Annotated in this window: 12 protein-coding genes; 5 read left to right on the top strand and 7 right to left on the bottom strand. The window is 67.8% G+C overall.

Annotation, left to right across the window (positions count from 1 at the left end; all coding sequences use genetic code 11):
* Positions 1-4: 4 nt before the first annotated feature.
* Positions 5-2542: a methyl-accepting chemotaxis protein gene (locus AC5P60_RS14795; RefSeq protein ID WP_231522912.1), complete on the top strand. Its 2538-nt coding sequence runs from the start codon at positions 5-7 to the stop codon at positions 2540-2542.
* 77 nt (positions 2543-2619) lie between these two features.
* Here AC5P60_RS14795 and AC5P60_RS14790 read toward each other — a convergent pair whose 3' ends face one another.
* From AC5P60_RS14790 to AC5P60_RS14770, 5 genes are all read right to left on the bottom strand, one after another.
* Positions 2620-5139: a PepSY domain-containing protein gene (locus AC5P60_RS14790; RefSeq protein WP_483693910.1), complete on the bottom strand. Its 2520-nt coding sequence runs from the start codon at positions 5137-5139 to the stop codon at positions 2620-2622.
* A 645-nt stretch (positions 5140-5784) separates the two neighbouring features.
* Complete coding sequence (locus AC5P60_RS14785) at positions 5785-6348, bottom strand: TlpA family protein disulfide reductase (RefSeq protein WP_483693911.1); 564 nt, start codon at positions 6346-6348, stop codon at positions 5785-5787.
* Positions 6345-8717, bottom strand: coding sequence for a protein-disulfide reductase DsbD family protein (locus tag AC5P60_RS14780; RefSeq protein ID WP_483693912.1), 2373 nt, complete (start codon positions 8715-8717; stop codon positions 6345-6347). Before AC5P60_RS14780 ends, AC5P60_RS14785 begins: the two co-directional genes overlap by 4 nt.
* Positions 8714-9052 (bottom strand): divalent-cation tolerance protein CutA, encoded by a 339-nt coding sequence (cutA, locus tag AC5P60_RS14775; protein ID WP_033834043.1) that lies wholly within the window; start codon positions 9050-9052, stop codon positions 8714-8716. Before cutA ends, AC5P60_RS14780 begins: the two co-directional genes overlap by 4 nt.
* A 68-nt stretch (positions 9053-9120) precedes the next feature.
* Positions 9121-10911: an endonuclease gene (locus tag AC5P60_RS14770; protein WP_005414629.1), complete on the bottom strand. Its 1791-nt coding sequence runs from the start codon at positions 10909-10911 to the stop codon at positions 9121-9123.
* A 312-nt stretch (positions 10912-11223) separates the two neighbouring features.
* On the opposite strand from AC5P60_RS14770, the gene AC5P60_RS14765 reads away from it, so the two are divergent.
* The 3 genes from AC5P60_RS14765 (at position 11224) to AC5P60_RS14755 (ending at position 13988) form a co-directional block, all read left to right on the top strand.
* The gene (locus AC5P60_RS14765) at positions 11224-11511 is read left to right on the top strand and encodes a co-chaperone GroES (protein ID WP_005411227.1); all 288 of its coding nucleotides are present in this window, start codon (positions 11224-11226) and stop codon (positions 11509-11511) included.
* Between the two features lie 81 nt (positions 11512-11592).
* Positions 11593-13242, top strand: a complete 1650-nt coding sequence (groL, locus tag AC5P60_RS14760; protein ID WP_005411226.1) for a chaperonin GroEL — start codon at positions 11593-11595, stop codon at positions 13240-13242.
* 134 nt (positions 13243-13376) lie between these two features.
* Positions 13377-13988 (top strand): DUF6445 family protein, encoded by a 612-nt coding sequence (locus AC5P60_RS14755; RefSeq protein WP_164076438.1) that lies wholly within the window; start codon positions 13377-13379, stop codon positions 13986-13988.
* Positions 13989-14016: 28 nt separating this feature from the next.
* On the opposite strand, the gene AC5P60_RS14750 is transcribed toward AC5P60_RS14755, so the two are convergent.
* Together AC5P60_RS14750 and AC5P60_RS14745 are read right to left on the bottom strand one after the other, a co-directional pair.
* Positions 14017-15180: a serine hydrolase domain-containing protein gene (locus AC5P60_RS14750; RefSeq protein WP_483693913.1), complete on the bottom strand. Its 1164-nt coding sequence runs from the start codon at positions 15178-15180 to the stop codon at positions 14017-14019.
* Between the two features lie 67 nt (positions 15181-15247).
* On the bottom strand, positions 15248-16177 hold the full coding sequence (locus AC5P60_RS14745; protein ID WP_288416215.1) for an aspartyl protease family protein: 930 nt from the start codon (positions 16175-16177) through the stop codon (positions 15248-15250).
* Positions 16178-16283: 106 nt separating this feature from the next.
* Between AC5P60_RS14745 and AC5P60_RS14740 the strand changes: the two genes are divergently transcribed.
* Positions 16284-16991, top strand: coding sequence for a response regulator (locus tag AC5P60_RS14740; RefSeq protein WP_005411222.1), 708 nt, complete (start codon positions 16284-16286; stop codon positions 16989-16991).
* Positions 16992-16993: the final 2 nt, after the last annotated feature.

Raw genomic sequence — 16993 nt, 5'->3', positions numbered from 1 at the left:
TGTCATGTCGGCCGTTGTCCCCCACCTCCGGTCCCTGCGCACGCGCCTTGCTGCGTTGCACTCGGCGTCCCCCGGGCTGCTGCGCTGGCTGCAGCCACATCGGCTCAGCGTGGCCAACAAGCTCAAGGCCACACTGTGGATCTGCGGCCTGGGCCTGGTGGCGATCGCTGCTGTCTACGCTTGGACTGGCCATGCCAACGCACTGGCTGCGCGCAGCCAGGCCAGCTACCAGCGCGGCAGCGATCTGGCTGCCAGCCTGTCCACGCGGGTGGCCGAAGCGCGTCGCCTGCAGACCCAGTATGCACGCAGTTTCGATGATGCCGACCGCGCGCAGCTGTTGGCCACGCAGAAGGCGTTGCAGACCGATCTGCAGGCGCTGCGCGCGATGCCGATGGATGCTGGCCGGCGCAAGGCCCTGCAGGCGCTGACCGAAGCCGCCGACGCGTTCTCGCAGGGTGTGGCCGCCCTGTTCGAACGGGTCGACGAGATGGGCCGTGGTGATGCCGGCCTCGCCGCGCAGCTGCAGCAGGCCGCCGACACCCTGCAGGCGCAGGTGGATGTGCAGCAGCGGCCCGCGCTGGCGCTGTACCTGCAGAAGATGCGAAGGCAGGAGGCACTGCTACTGCTCGACGGTGATTCCACCCACGCCGACCGCGCCAGCGAGGAGAAGCTGCCGTTCGACCTCGCGCTGGCGGGCCTGCCTGCGGATGTGCAGGACACCCTGCGTACCGGGATGGAGGCATATCAGGCCGCATTGCTGGGGTATACCGCTGCCCGCGTCGGCCTGGATGTGGAAGCGCAGTCGCTGCTGGATACCGCCGCGGGCGTAGCGCCGGCGCTGGCCGCATTCCAGCAGGCACAGGTGGAGGCGCTGGCCAGGGCGCAGGCACGCCAGCAGGCCGGCGCGCGCACCATGAGCGTGCTGTTCGCACTGACCCTGCTGCTGGTGGCCGGCGTGCTGATCACCAGCCTGGTGCTGGTGCTGCGTGCGGTGCGGCAGCCGATCCAGGACACCCTGCGTTTCGCCAGCGACATCGCCGACGACCGCCTCGACACCACCCTGCGCGTCTACAACGCCAACGATGAAATCGGCCAGCTGGCCCAGCGCCTGGTCGACATGCAGCAGCGCCTGCGCGCGCGCATCGAGACCGAGCGTGCGGTGGCCCGCGGCAACACCCGCGTGCGCCAGGCATTGGACAGCGCACAGGCCGGCTTGATGGTGATCGATGCCGAAGGCCTGGTGGCGTACGCCAATCCGGCGCTGCTGGAGCAGCTTGCACTCCGGCTTGAAGATCTGGTGGGGAGCGATGCGGTACGCCTGCATCCGGCACTGGCCAGCCTGGCTGGCGTGCGCCAGCGCGAGGAGCGCGAGATCGGTCATGGCGGCGTCCGCTACCAGTTGATCGCCAATGCCATCACCGACGAAGGGCATTTCCTCGGCGTGGCAGTGGAGTGGCGCAGCCGCGCGCTGGAAACGCTGCTGGAAACCGAAGTGGCAGCACTGGTCGATGCCGCCGCACATGGCGACCTGCACGGCCGCATCGCGCTGGAGGGAAAACAGGGCTTCGTGCGCACGTTGTCGACCAGCATCAACCGCCTGCTGGCGACCTTCGAGACCAACCTCGGCGATCTGCAGGCGCTTCTGGCGGCGCTGGCCCGTGGTGACCTCAGCGTGCGCATGGAAGGTGAGCTGCAGGGCGTGTTCGCACGCATGCGCGACGATGCCAACGCCACGGTCGCGCAACTGGGCCGCATCGTCACCCGCATCCAGCAGGCGACGTCCAGCCTCGACACCGGCGTTGGTGAGATCGTTGCCGGGCACCATGATCTGTCGCAGCGTACCGAACAGCAGGCGGCCAACCTGGAAGAGACGGCAGCGTCGATGCACGAGTTGACCGACACCGTTGGCCGCAATGCCGATGCCGCGGGCCGCGCCGATGCCCTGGTGCAGGGGGCGGCCGCGGTGGCCCAGCGCGGTGGCGAGGCCGTCGGCCAGGTGGTCGCGACCATGCATGGCATCAGCGAGGCCTCGCGGCGGATCGGCGACATCACCCAGCTGATCGATGGCATCGCTTTCCAGACCAACATCCTCGCGCTGAATGCCGCGGTGGAAGCCGCGCGTGCAGGTGAGCAGGGCCGCAGCTTCGCCGTGGTGGCTGCGGAAGTGCGCCTGCTGGCCCAGCGCAGTGCCGAAGCGGCCAAGCAGATCAAAGGACTGATCGAGGATTCGGTGGCGCGTGTTGGCCAGGGCAACCAGCAGGCCGAGCAGGCGGGCATCACGATGGGCGAGATCGTTGGCAGCGTGCAGCAGCTGGCCGAGCTGCTGGCCGGTATCCGCAGTGCGTCGCAGGACCAGCATGCCGGCATCGCGCAGGTGAAGCAGACCATCGTGCAGATGGAAGCCAGCACCCAGCGCAACGCCAGCCTGGTGGAAGAGGCTGGTGCCTCCACCGCGCAGATGCAGGCGCAGGTACACGCGCTGACCGAAGCGGTGGGCGCGTTCCAGTTGCAGTCGATGCCACAGGCGCGCGCTGCGGCCTGATCGTGCTCCGGTAGTGCCGGCCGCTGGCCGGCACGCCCCTGATCATGCCGGCCGGCGGCCGGTACTGCCCTTGTGGCTCAATACACGTCGCGACGGTAGCGCCCGGTCTCCAGCAGCGTTTCCACTTCTTCATCACCCAGCGCTTCGCGCAGCACCTGGTCCACGCCTCCGGCCATGCCCAGCAGCGAACCGCAGACGTGGATGACCGCACCACGCTGCATCCAGTCGCGCAGGGCATCGGCTGCTGCACGCAGGCGATCCTGCACATAGCCGCCCTCACCATCGCGCGAGAACGCCAGGTCCACCCGCGCGAGATGGCCATCGGCCTGCCACGCTTCGATCTCATCGGCGAACAGGAAGTCGTGCGCGCGCTGGCGTTCGCCGAACAGCAGCCAGTGCCCGTGTTCACCTGCATGCGCGGCTTCGCGCAGCAGGCTGCGCAGGCCCGCGATGCCGGTGCCATTGCCGATCAGCACCATCGGCGCACCGCCAACGCGATGGAAACCGGGGTTGCGGTGCACGCGGGCCACGATGCTGGCACCGACCGGCGCATGCAGCGACAGCCAGCCCGAACCCAGGCCGGTGCGTCCGGTTTCGTCATGGACCAGCCGCACCACTAGTTCGACCGCACCGTCATCCGTACAGGATGCGATGGAGTACTCGCGCCCCGGCAGCAGTGGCAGCCCTGCCAGCCAGAGGCACGCATCCTGCACCGCCAGCGCAGCATCGGCATCGGACAGCTCGCGCTCGCTGGCCAGCGCCAACAGCGTGCGCGGCTGGCCGTCAATCAGCAGCGGCTGCTGGGGATCCAGCCCATGTGCCTTCAGCACCGCAGCGGCGTGCCGCGCGTTGTGGCGGGGCGCGATGTGCAGGATGTCGCCCGCCTGCCACTGCACATCGGCCGGTGGCGCAAGACGGATGCGCCAGATGGCGCCGCCCACGCTGCCTGGATTGAGGCGGTCACGGCCGAGCAGGCGCCACTCGTGCATCTGCGTCGCGGCCGGCAACACGCTGTCATCGGTGGCGATGCCGGTCAGCGCGCCGAGATGCTGCTGCCACTGGCGCAGCGCCGGTATCGCGGCGGCATCGACATCGATGCGCTCGAACAGCGCACGTGCGCCGTTGCCCAGCAGCCAGCCATCGAATTGGCGGCCAAAGCCGCAGTAATGCGGGTACTGGCGGTCACCCAGGGCGAGCAGGCCGAACTGCAGGCCCGACAGATCGGGCGCTTGTGCCAGCAGCCGTCGCGCAGCGCCCCGTGCCGCATCCGGCGGTTCGCCATCGCCGAAGGTGCTCAGCACGAACAATGCCTGCGCAGTGCGCGCGAGCTGCGGGGCATCGACCCGGGCCAATGGCAGTACCTGCACGCCATGGCCAGCGGCCTGCAGCTGCGCGGCGGCACGCCAGGCCAGCTGCTCGCCCAGCCCGCTCTGGCTGGCATGCACGACCAGCCAAGGTGCGCGGCCATCATCGGTGGCAACCGGCAGCGACCGGCGCAGCCCGCGCGCGGCACGCTGGCTGCGGCGGCGGTCCAGGTACAGCATCCAGCCGGTGATGAAGAACAGGCTCATGGCCAGACTGCTGAGCATCACCACGACACGCCCGGGCATGCCGAAGTAGCTGCCCGAGTGCAATGCGAACACGCTGGTGGCCAGCTGCGCGCCGGCGCCCTGGCGCGCGTAGGGGCGCGAATCGAGGATTGCCCCGCTGGCCGGATCCAGCTGCAGCAGATCATGTGCACGGTCATGGTGGCCACCGCGCTGTGACGGATCGCCAGCCATCACCCGCACGTTGAGCGCCTGGCCAGGCTTTTCCGGCAGGCGCAGGTCGATGTAGCCGGTGTGCACGCCGGGCAGGGCATACAGCTTGGCTTCGACGCGCTCCAGGTTCAGGGCGGCGCCGGTGGCGACCTTGTGCTTGGCGGCCGGTGCGACGCCCAGCAGCGTATTGGCGGCACTGCGATACCAGTCGAAGGACCACCACAGGCCGGTCAGCGCACTCATCAGGTAGATCAGCAGCATCCAGGTGCCGACCACCGAGTGCAGGCTCCACAGGAAGCCGCGGCCGCTGCGTTTCCATTCCACCGCCAGCCAGCTGCGCCAGCGCCACCAGCGCCGCGGCCAGCGCAGGTAAAGACCGGACAGGGTGAAGAACAGCAGCGCGATCGCACAGCTGCCGGTGATCCACTTGCCGCGCTCGCCCGCGGCGAGGTGGCGGTGCAGGTCCTCGACGAAGTCGAAGAACGCCTGCCCACGCAAGGCACTGAAGCGCTCGCCGCTGTACGGGTCGAAGTAGACCCAGTGTTCCTTGCCACCAGCGAAGCGTGCCACCGAAGGCCGCTGCCCGGTGGCGTCCACGCGCAGGCGCTGCAGGGGGCGATCACTGCCGGCCTGCAGCAGCGGCACCAGTTCGCTGAGTTGAAGCGGAAGCTGGCCGTCGGCATGGTGCTCGGCGATTTCGGCGAAGCCGGGGTTGGCCGCGCGCAGCAGTTCGTCCTCGAAGGACAGCACGGCGCCGCTGAGGCCCATCACGGCCAATACGGCACCGGCGGTGATGCCCAGCAGCCAGTGCAGTTGGAACAGGACGTTCTTGAACATGGAAGGAGGAGGGCCTGGAAGGCTGCCGCCCGCATCCTGCGCAACAGCAAATGAGAATTAGTCGCGGAATTCTCCGTGGCGCCCCGGCTGCGGTCAAGCTGGGGGTATCGGCCGGGCGGCGCCCGGCACCCGCGGTAGTGCCGGCCGCTGGCCGGCAACCTCAGAAGCAACAGCCGAAGCAACAGCAGGTTTCCTGTGAGGAGGCGGGGCGGGTCCGGTTGCGGGGGACGGCGCAAGTACGTCCCTGTAGCCTTGGCCGCGGCATCCATGCCGCGGACACCCCCGCAACCGGACCCACCCCGCCTTCGACAGTTTCCTGCGATCTGTCGGAACGGCGTTCTGCTTTGGTAGGTGCCGACCGTTGGTCGGCACGGGGTCTGATTCCGTTCTGAATATCGATATCTGACAGATGTGTCGACCAAGGTCGACACCTACCAACAGCCGCGAAGATCTGTCAGAGGCGGGGCGGTGTCGGAGTGCGGGGTGTCAGCCGCATGGATGCGGCTGCCAAGCTTACAGGGACGTACTTGCAGCGTCCCCGCACTCCGACACCGCCCCGCCATCCCACGGAATGCCCGCTTTGGCTTTGGCTGTTGCCGTTGCATTGAGCAGGGTGCAGGGCTGCAAGCCCTGCAAAAAACACCCTCACTTCACCCAGCTATCGATCTCGCCGTGGGCGAACGGTCCCAGCTTGGCCTTCACCAGCCGCCCCTGCGCATCGAACAGCACGCTGTAGGGCAGCAGGCCCTGTGTATTGCCCAGCTGCACGCTGGCATCGCGCGGCCCCGGGGTCTCGATCACGATCGGATAATCCACCGGGACCCGCTGCAGGAAACCGCGCACGTCCTCCGGCGTATCCAGCGCCAGTCCCAGCACCTGCACACCGTGCTCGCCCTGGATATGTGCGAAACGCGCCAGTTCGGGCATTTCTTCAACGCAGGGCGCGCACCAGCTGGCCCAGACATTGATCAACAGCGGGCGACCGCCAGCGTGCTGGCGCAGGTCCAGCGGCCGGCCTTCAAGATCGGGCAGCGACAGCGCGGGCAGGCTGTCGCCGACCTGCAGGGCAGGTGCCGTAGCCGCCACAGCAGGCGCCGCTGGCATGGCCTCAGGCGCAACCGGCGCAGGAGCCAATCGATGCCCGGCCCACAGGCCGAGGCCGGCGGCCAGCACCGCTGTCCACAGCAGCGCTGGCCGTTGCCACTTCATCGCGCGGTGCGCAGCAGCGCTTCTTCGACTACCGCCTGGGTCAGCAGGGTCGGCAGCACGGTCGGCGGTGCGCCGGGGCCGTACACCACGTACAGCGGCACGCCGACGGCCTTGTGCTCTTCCAGGAACGTGGTGATCTGCGGATCGACGTTGGTGTAGTCACCGCGCATGTACACCGCGTTGGTGCGCTTGAGCAGGTCCTTGAACTCCGGCCGCGACAGCACGGCGCGCTCGTTGGCCTTGCAGCTCACGCACCAGTCGGCGGTCATGTTGACGAACACCACGCGGTTGTCGGCGCGCAGGCGGTCCAGCAACTGCGGCGAATACTCCACCACGTTGTCGCTGGCGGCCTGTGCGGCGCGTGCCGGCGCTGCCAGCTGGGTCACGCCCCAGGCCGGTACCAATGCGCCGATCGCCAGCAGCACGCCGAGCAGGGTCACCGCACGCGAGCCGGTCCAGCGGTTGCGCTCGAACAGCCACAGGCCGAAGGCGAACAGCAACAGGCCACCCAGCACCAGCGCCATGCCGTCCACGCCGCGTTGCTTGCCCAGCACCCACAGCAGCCACAGCGCGGTGGCGTACATCGGGAAGGCCAGCACGTGCTTGAGCGTTTCCATCCACGGGCCGGGCTTGGGCAGGCGGCGCGCCAGCGCCGGCACGAAGCCGATCAGCAGGAACGGCAGCGCCAGGCCCAGGCCGAGGAACAGGAACACGGTCATCGCCTTCAGCGGCGGGGCAATGAACGCGTAGGCAATCGCGCCACCCATGAACGGGCCGACGCAGGCACTGCCGACCACGCAGGCCAGCGCACCGGTGAAGAAGTCACCGGCCGGGCCGCTGCGGCTGGCCAGCGACTGGCCCAGGTTGCCGATGCCGCCGCCCAGGGTGAACACGCCGGACAGGCTCAGGCCTACCGCGAACATGATGTAGGCCAGCGCCGCCACCACGCCCGGGTGCTGCAGCTGGAAGCCGATGCCGACGGCGTTGCCGATTGCGCGCAGGCCCACCATCAACGCACCGATCACCGCGAATGCGACCAGCACGCCCAAGGTATACCAGAGCGCGTGGCTGCGTGCGCGCTGCGGGCTTTCGCCACTCTGCGCCAGGCTCAGGACCTTCAGCGACAGGATCGGCAGCACGCAGGGCATCAGGTTCAGCACCAGGCCGCCGGCCAGCGCCAGCAGCAGCACCCAGACGAACGAACGGTCCGGGTTCGGTGTGGCCGCTGGCGGGCGCGTACGCAGCGCGTTGTCACCGCGCGCATCGGCGGCGAATTCATTGCCGTCCACGGTGCCTGCGACGGCCGGGGGGGCGGCGTCCGTATTGGGCACCGTCGGCAGCAGGCGCAGGGGGGCGCCGTTGGCGCCTTCGCGTGGCGCCACAGCCAACGGGCTGATTACCTCGTTGCGCGGCGGTGCCTGGTCGGCGCTGGCGCTGACCTTGCCGGCCGGGATCGACAGCTTCACCCGGCGGGTCATTGGCGGGTAGCAGATGCCATCGGTCTGGCAGCCCTGGAAGGTCACCACGAGGGTGCCGTCAACCGCGTCGGCAACCGTGCGCCGCAACGGCAGCGGCACTTCCACCTGGTTGAAGTACACCGAGACATCGCCGAAGTGCTCGTCGCGATGCGACTGCGCGGCCGGCCAGCGCGGCGTGCCGGCCTGCACGCCGGTGCTGCCTTCCAGCTTCAGCGAGGTGCGGTCGCGATACAGGTAGTAGCCCGGTGCCGGGCTGAAGCGCAGCAGCAGGGTGTTGCCGTCGCTGGCGATGGCATCGAAGCCGAACGCCTGTTCCGACGGCAGCGGCAGCGCCTGGCTGTTGCTGGCGGCACCCGGCAGGCGCAGGCCGCCGCTGTTGCCGGCACCGGCCAGTGGGTTGTTGAACGGACTGGCCGCACCGGCGCGGCCGGCCGGGGCCGCCGCCTGTGCACCGCTGCCAGGCAGGGTGACCTGCACCACGCGCTTCTGCGGCGGGTAGCAGACACCGGCATCTGCGCAGCCCTGGTAACGCACTTCCAGACTGATGGTGCCGGCGGCCTCGGTCGGCGTGCCGGGCAGGGTGGCCTGCAGGCGCTCGCGATAGGTTTCGACCTCGCCGAAGAAATCGTCGTGGTGCTTGTCGCCCTTGGGCATCTGCAGCGCGCCGGCATTGAAGGCCGGGTCGGCCTTGACGCTGGTGCGGTGGTGATACAGGTAATAGCCGGGCGCGATCTTGAACTGCAGTTGCACCTGGCCACGTTCGGGGGCGGTGGCGGTCAGCGCGAACGCCTGGTCCACCGGCAGCAGGTCTTTCTCATCCAGGGCGAACGCCGGCAGCGAGAGCCACAACAGGGCGCACAGGGCGGCGCCACGCGCAAACAGAGTCTTCAATCAGTGTCCTCCCGGGTCTGTGCCCGGATCCAGTCCAGATACGCCGGCAGGCCGGCCCGGGTTTCGACCGCGATGCACTCCGGGAGTTCATACGGATGCAGTTCGACGATCCGGGCGATTGCGTCATCGACGCGACTCGCGGTGGTCTTCACCAGCAGCTGCAGCTCGGCGTCGGTGGTCACCTCGCCCTGCCAGCGGTAGGTCGACTGCGCGCCATCGAGGCGGGTCACGCACGCGGCCAGGCGCTCGCCAACCAGCGTGTGCGCGATGCGCTCGGCGCTGGCCCGGTCCGGGCAGGTGGTCAACAGCAGCAGGACGGGATCGACGGTCGACATGACCGTCGAGTATAGGGCCGCCGCCGGGTCAGGACCCGGCGGCGGCCGTGGACCGCTGCGTTGCGCGGTCAGTTGGCCAGCTGGCAGGTGGCCGGCTTGGCCGAGGTGAACAGGCCAGGGGTCGCCCACTCGGGGTGGTCGATGAACGGGTTGCGGTTGCCCTGGAAGCTGTAGATCACGTCATTGCGCGCACGCTCGGCATCATCCGGCGGATCGGACAGGTGCCAGTCGATCAGCGTCGACAGTAGGCCCATGTAGGCCGGTGAGCTGCTGGTCTTGACGATCCTGCTGCGGTCGTCGGTCAGCTCCAGGTCCGGCTCGGACTGGCCAGTGGCTGCATCCTTGCCGCCCTCGTAGCGGATCGCCATGTACATCACCGCACGCGCCATGTCGCCCTTGCGCTTGCCCCACACCTCGAACGTGCCGGTGTTGCCGTCCGGCGTGCGCACCCAGTTGGAGTTGCCCGGATAGCCACCACTGCCGCCACCCTGGCCGTTGTTGGCCTCGGTGGCGCGCTCGCCGCAGCTGGCGTCGCACTTGCCGAACGGCTTGTTGCCACGGTCGGCGTTCCACTGTGCATCGGTCAGGTACAGCATGTGGGTGTCGGTATACGGCGCGTACGGCAGGCCCTTGTCACCCGTGGTGGTGGCAAAACCCAGCGAGTTCGGCCAGGTGTGCTCGCGGTTGTACTTCAGGCCACTGCCGCTGCCAGCGCGATCGGTCACCTTGGCGTAGCTGCGGTTGCGATACGCGTCGAGGATGCGGTTCGGGTTGTTCGGGTCCTCGTCTGCGATCTCCAGGATGGTCCAGGTACTGGTGCCCGAGCCGCTGTACGGGTAGGCGGTGTGGCCCTTGATTGTCGCGTGCAGCGAGCAGCGCAGCTGGCTCGGGCTGGAGGTGTTGACCTTGGAGTAGTAGCCGGCCGGCACACCCGGGTTGCCCGGGTCCGGATTGCCGCCGGTGCTGGCCACGGTGAAGGCGATGCGGCTGTCGGCCGCCGGGTGTGCGCCCTGCAGGTCGGTGATGCGCGCGGCGCGGATGTCGAAGCGGCAGGCTTCACCGGCCACCAGCGCGGTGTTGGTGGACAGCTTCACGCTGCGCCCGCTGGCCGGGAAGGTCAGCGGCACGCTGCCGGAGGTACCGCAGCTCAGCGCGAAGGCGCCGCTGGCGAGGTTCACGGTTTCGCTGAACACCACTTCCAGATCGGCGGCGGCCGGGAAGGTGCTGCTGCCCTGCGCCGGGGTGGTGGTGGACACCGACGGCGGCGTGTTCGGGCCCGGGGTGCCGCCGCCACTGAAGGTCTGGCCGTTGTTGCAGCTGCCGAAGGTCTGCCTGGCCGACTCGGCCCAGGTGAAGTGGGCGTACTGGCTGCCGCTGCCGGTCAGCTGCAACGAGGTGCCGGGGGCCGTGCTGTTGGTCTCGGCCACCGGAATGTTCTGGCTGGTCATGCCGGCGGCAGGGCCACCGGAGGCGGTGATGGCGCCCTCGTAGCTGAGGAACTGGACCACCTTGCCGCTGGCGTCGACCAGGGCGATGCCGTCGTTCGGGCCGTTCTGGATGCCGTTGGTCGGGTAGTTGACCACGGCGATGCTGGCGCTGCCGCAACCGGCGGCGGTGCCGGCAGGGACCGGGTTGTTGGCGTAGACCGTGGCGGCCGAAGGATTGCTGCCGTTGTAGAGGTAGAGGCGGTAGCCGGACAGGTCTTCACCTGCGGTAGCGACCACTTCGATGGCTTCGCCGACGTCACCGGCGGCGGTGCTGTCGTCGTAGTGCAGTTCGTTGATGAAGACCTCGGCCTGGGCCGGCGCCGCGGCCAGTGCCAGCAGGCAGGCGGCGGCAAGCGGGGACAGCAATCGCATCGACTACTCCTTGTGATTGGGAATGCCTGACCGAGCCTAAGGCCGATCCAGTGACACTTTGTCGTAAATGAACGTCAGATATCTGACAGTGCGACGCTTGTCACCGAAATTGTCCAGGACCGACGCCTTGGCCGAGGCGCGCGGGTGGAAAAAATTTTTTCATTCCGCCCTTGAAAGGGGGCGGCGGGGCTCCATCTCTGCCCTGCTCCCGACGTTGTCGGGTTTCTTCACGTGCGGTTCTGGCACTCGCCTGGGGTGAGTGCTAACATCGCCGGACTTTTTTAGACCAATCAATCACTTAAGAGGTCTCCTATGAGCATCAAGCCGCTGCACGACCGCGTTGTGGTCAAGCCGATCGAAGCCGACGAAATCTCCGCCGGTGGCATCGTCATCCCCGACTCGGCCAAGGAAAAGTCCACCAAGGGTGAGGTCGTGGCCGTCGGCCCGGGCAAGCCGCTGGACAACGGCAACGTGCGCGCGCCGTCGCTGAAGGTCGGCGACAAGGTCATCTATGGCCAGTACGCCGGCAGCTCGTACAAGAGCGAAGGCGTCGAATACAAGGTCCTGCGCGAAGACGACGTGCTCGCCGTCATCGGCTGAGCCTCGGCGCGACCTGTTTCAACCTGATCCCAAACTCCCAGCCGCCGGGCAGCGTCCGGCGCTACCAATGAGGTAAATGCAATGGCTGCCAAGGATATTCGTTTCGGTGAAGACGCCCGTTCGCGCATGGTGCGCGGCGTCAACGTTCTCGCCAATGCCGTCAAGGCCACCCTGGGCCCGAAGGGCCGCAACGTCGTGCTGGAAAAGAGCTTCGGCGCCCCGACCATCACCAAGGACGGCGTCTCCGTCGCCAAGGAAATCGAACTGGCTGACAAGTTCGAGAACATGGGCGCGCAGATGGTGAAGGAAGTTGCTTCGCGCACCAACGACGATGCCGGCGACGGCACCACCACCGCCACCGTGCTGGCCCAGGCCCTGATCCGCGAAGGCGCCAAGGCCGTTGCCGCCGGCATGAACCCGATGGACCTCAAGCGCGGTATCGACAAGGCCGTTTCGGCCGCCGTCGCCGAGCTGAAGAACATCTCCAAGCCGACCGCCGACGACAAGGCGATCGCCCAGGTCGGTACCATCTCGGCCAACTCGGACGAGTCGATCGGCCAGATCATCGCTGACGCGATGAAGGAAGTCGGCAAGGAAGGCGTCATCACCGTTGAAGAAGGCTCGGGCCTGGACAACGAGCTGGACGTGGTCAAGGGCATGCAGTTCGACCGCGGCTACCTGTCGCCGTACTTCATCAACAACCAGCAGTCGCAGACCGCTGACCTGGATGACCCGTTCATCCTGCTGCACGACAAGAAGATCTCCAACGTCCGTGACCTGCTGCCGGTGCTGGAAGGCGTCGCCAAGGCCGGCAAGCCGCTGCTGATCGTGGCCGAGGAAGTTGAAGGCGAAGCGCTGGCCACCCTGGTCGTCAACACCATCCGTGGCATCGTCAAGGTCGTGGCCGTCAAGGCTCCGGGCTTCGGCGACCGTCGCAAGGCGATGCTGGAAGACATGGCCGTGCTGACCGGCGGCACCGTGATCTCCGAAGAAGTCGGCCTGTCGCTGGAGAAGGCCACCATCAAGGACCTGGGCCGCGCCAAGAAGGTGCAGGTCTCCAAGGAGAACACCACCATCATCGACGGCGTCGGCGACAAGGCCAACGTTGATGCACGCGTGGCGCAGATCAAGACCCAGATCCAGGACACCTCCTCGGATTACGACCGCGAGAAGCTGCAGGAACGCGTGGCCAAGCTGGCCGGCGGTGTTGCCGTGATCAAGGTCGGCGCCTCGACCGAAATCGAAATGAAGGAAAAGAAGGATCGCGTCGACGACGCCCTGCACGCCACCCGTGCGGCCGTTGAAGAAGGCGTGGTTCCGGGCGGCGGCGTTGCCCTGGTCCGCGCGATCACCGCGCTGGCCGGCCTGAAGGGCGCCAACGAAGACCAGAACCACGGCATCCAGATCGCCCTGCGTGCGATGGAAGCCCCGCTGCGCGAGATCGTTGCCAACGCCGGTGACGAGCCGTCGGTCATCATCAACAAGGTCAAGGAAGGCACCGGCAGCTTCGGCTACAACGCCGCTACCGGCGAGTTCGGCGACATGCTGCAGTTCGGCATCCTGGACCCGACCAAGGTGACCCGTTCGGCGCTGCAGAACGCGGCCTCGATCGCTGGCCTGATGATCACCACCGAAGCCATGGTTGCCGAAGCTCCGAAGAAGGACGAGCCGGCCATGGGCGGCGCCGGTGGCATGGGCGGCATGGGTGGCATGGGCGGCATGGACTTCTAAGGTCCACGCCCGCGTCGGACGTTGCCGGCCCTGGCCGGCGCGTCTCCCCGATGCAAGGAAAAACCCCGCCGCGAGGCGGGGTTTTTTTGTTGTCCGGTTGCCGCCATGGCGCCGCGTCGCTACGCTCGCAGACCATGCCTACCTCGTTCATCGTCGTCGACGACTTCCTCTCTCCAGCCGATGCACACGGCCTGCGCCAGGCCGGCCTGGGCCTGACCTACCCGGCGCAGGAGGGGGCATTCCCCGGGCGTAATTCGCTCGAACGGCTGGAGCTGGACGGCCTGTCCGAGGCCGCGTCGCGGTTGGTCAACGAGCCGCTGCGGCCGGTCAATCCGTTGCAGTCGCACGGCAAGTTCCGGCTGACCCTGGCCAGCGATGTGGGTCGCGCCAAGGTGCACACCGACCATTCGCACTGGTCCGGCATCCTCTACCTCAGCGCCCCGGAGCACTGCGAAGGGGGTACCGAGTTCTTCCGCCATCGCCGCACCAACACCGAGCGCATGGCGTTGAACGCCCACGATCTGGCTGCGCTGGGCTACGCCAACGGCGGCGACATGCATCGGGACATCATCGAGCGCGACAGCGTCGACGACAGCCAGTGGGAAATGACCATGCGCATCCCGATGCGCTTCAACCGCCTGGTGCTGCTGCGCCCGTGGTTCTGGCATACCGCCGGCCCGGCCTTCGGCGACCGGCCGGAGAATGGGCGGCTGGTCTACCTGATGTTCTTCGAGCAGGCGCGTTGAAGGGAGATCATCCACGCATGGCGTGGATCTACTTCACGAATGCCCTCGCTGCGCCGTACTCCCACTGCCACGGTACGCCGATGTCGCCGAGCACGAAGGCCACCAGCGCCGGGAAGGTCGCCTCGGCGCGCACATCGTTGCCCAGGATCACCACGCAGCGCTGCTGCTGCTCGACGCACACCAGCGTATTACCGACCGCATCATCGTGGCCGCCCTTGTAGAAGCCCGCGCCTTGCGGGCCACGGAAAGTCACCACCCCCAGGCCGGCCGCCAGGTCCTTGCGCTGCAGCGCCTTCGGCAGCTCCGGCTGCAGGGTGGGGAACTGGCTGGCGGTGGTGATCGGCAGCTGCGGCCGCACCAGCTCCTTGCGCATCGTCGCTGACAGCCCATCGCCGCGCACGTAGCCGGCGGCGAAACGGGCCATGTCGGCGATGGTGGTATCCATCGAACCGGCCGCGCGTACGCGGCTGCGCTCATCGTGCGGCTCGGCGGTGCCCTCCTTGGTCCAGCCGTCGGCCAGGTTGGTGGCGAAGTCCCCGCGCCACATCATGCTGGTGCGGGTCATGCCGAAGCGGTCGAATACCCGCTGCTGCATCAACGCACCCACATCCTCGCCCAGCCGTCCGCGTTCGATCACGAACTGCAGCAGGATCAGCCCTTCGCCGGAATAGCCGTAGCGGCTGCCTGGATCGAAGTGGAACTTCAGCCGGCCGTCCGGTTCCAGAAACGCGAAGTTGGCAAAACCACTGGCGTGGTTGAGCAGCAGGCGAGGGGTGAGCTGGCGCCAGCGCGCATCATCGGCCAGCACGCTGTAGTCGGCGTACTTCTTCGTTTCGGGCGGATAGTCTGGCAACGGCTTGTCCAGCGCTGTGGCGATGCTGGCATCCAGATCGATCCTGCGGTCCTGCGCCAGCTGCGCGACCAGATGGCCGAATGCCATCTTGGTCAGCGAGGCGGCGTACATCACCGTATCAGTGCGCAGTGGTTCGCCTGCGGTATTGCGCTCGCCGTAGGCGGCGACGTGCACCACCTTGCCGCCGTCGATCACCGCCAGTGCCATGCCGCGCGCCTGTGCGGCCTGCATCAACCGCTGCGCTTCGGCATCGATGCGGACCGGCGAGGGTACCGGGGGAGGTGCAGCCAGCACGGCCAGCGGGAACAGCGTCAGCAACATCAGGGCAGCACGGCACATGCGTGGAACTCCTGGTGGGGCGCACGGTGATGCTACGCCAGGCTGCCGCTGGCGTCATTGCCGGATGTCAGCTGGCCTGCGGCCGGCGCAGGCAGATCCGGGACGCGCCGGCACCGATGTCCACCTGGCCGCCGCGCATTGCATCCGCACCAAGGATCAGCGCCGGCCGGCCCTCCAGGCCGATCGCCTTGAACACTGGCAGTTCGCTGATGCGGACCTCCATCGAGGGGTGCTGCCAGCCGTTGCCGGCCATGCCGGGCAGGGTGTACAGCCAGGTTGCCTGCTTTCCGCCGCCCAGGCCTTCGGTGCCCTTTTCACGCACCCGCACCCGTGCGTCGCTGCCGTCGGTGCGCAGCCCCAGTGCGCGGGCTGCTTCGGCGTTGAGGACGGTCTGCGCGGCACCGGTGTCGACCACGGCGATGGCGTCCACGGCGGGCGCGCCCAGTCCAAGCATGATGAAACCGAACTGGCGCAGGCCGTCAGTGCGTCCGGGCAGCGCATTGGGCTGGCAACCCGGTCCTTCCAGGTTCAATCCGCCGGGTGTCCACAGCGCCAGTTGATTGCGGCCGAAGTCCCAACGGGTGTCCCAGCGCCCGGTCAGATCGTTGCCGATCAAGCCGTCAATGGCCGGATCATCGTCCTTCGGCAACGACGACAGATCGACCTTCATGGCTTGGGCCTGCAGCTGCCAACTGCCCAGCTGCCAGGACGTTCTGCGTATGCGCTGCAGCCGCGCGGAGGCTGCACTTGCCCCTTGGGCCTGTGATACCTCCGCATCCGCATCTCCCAGACCGTAGCGCCGCACGACGCGGTCATCGACCAGCGTGGCGCCTGCCGCGCTGTCGACCACGAAGCGCAGTGGTTCGGCACGCCCGTCCAGCGACACGGCCACGGCCGGATGACCGCCCTGCATCCACATCGGCAGGATGTGTTCGGGGGAATCGGACGCCAGCGCAGCCAGCGGGGCAGCAAGCAGGACGAATGGGATGAGGCGCAAGGCAAGTCTCCGCAGTGATCATGGGTGACCATTGGCGCGCAGCGGCGTATCGCGGGAATATCGGCGTTGATACCGTCCTGATACAGACCTGCCTGATACTGCCTGCATGACGACTCCCGCCCGTGTCATCGTTGTCGATGACGACGCCAGCATCCGTGATGCCATCGCCGATTGCCTGTTGCTGCATGGCTACCAGGTACGGGTGGCAGCGGACGCGACGGCACTGGACGTGCTGCTGCAGGTCGATCGCCCGGACGTGATCATCCTCGACTGGATGATGCCCGGTGAGGATGGCCTGTCGGTCTGCCGCCGGCTGCAGGCACGGGCCATTCCGATCCTGATGCTGTCGGCAATGGGCAGCGCACCGGACAGGGTGATCGGCCTGGAGATGGGCGCGGACGACTACCTGGCCAAGCCGTTCGACCCGCGCGAGCTGCTGGCGCGGGTACGCGCGCTGCTGCGCCGGCAGGACAAGCTGCGCGCGCAGGTAGCCAGTGAACTGCGCTTTTCTGGTTGGCGGTTGCTGCCGGAACAGCGTCGCCTGCTGGCGCCGGATGGGAACGAGCTGGTGCTCAGCCGTGGTGAATTCAGCCTGTTGCTGGCGCTGGCCGAACGCCCCGGGCGGGTACTGGGGCGCGAGCAGCTGCTGCAGCTGAGCCGTGGCGAGCCGAGTGACAGCGTCGACCGCGCGGTCGACCTGGCGATCAGCCGCCTGCGCCGCAAGCTCGGGCAGGCCTCACCCGGTGCGGAAGCCCTGGTGCAGACATCGCGTGGCGAAGGCTATCGCTTCCACGCCGAGGTACAGGTGCTGTGAGC

This window comes from Stenotrophomonas sp. YJH_SMC_120 (assembly GCF_059368675.1).
This window is presented reverse-complemented; position numbering and strand designations above follow the sequence as displayed.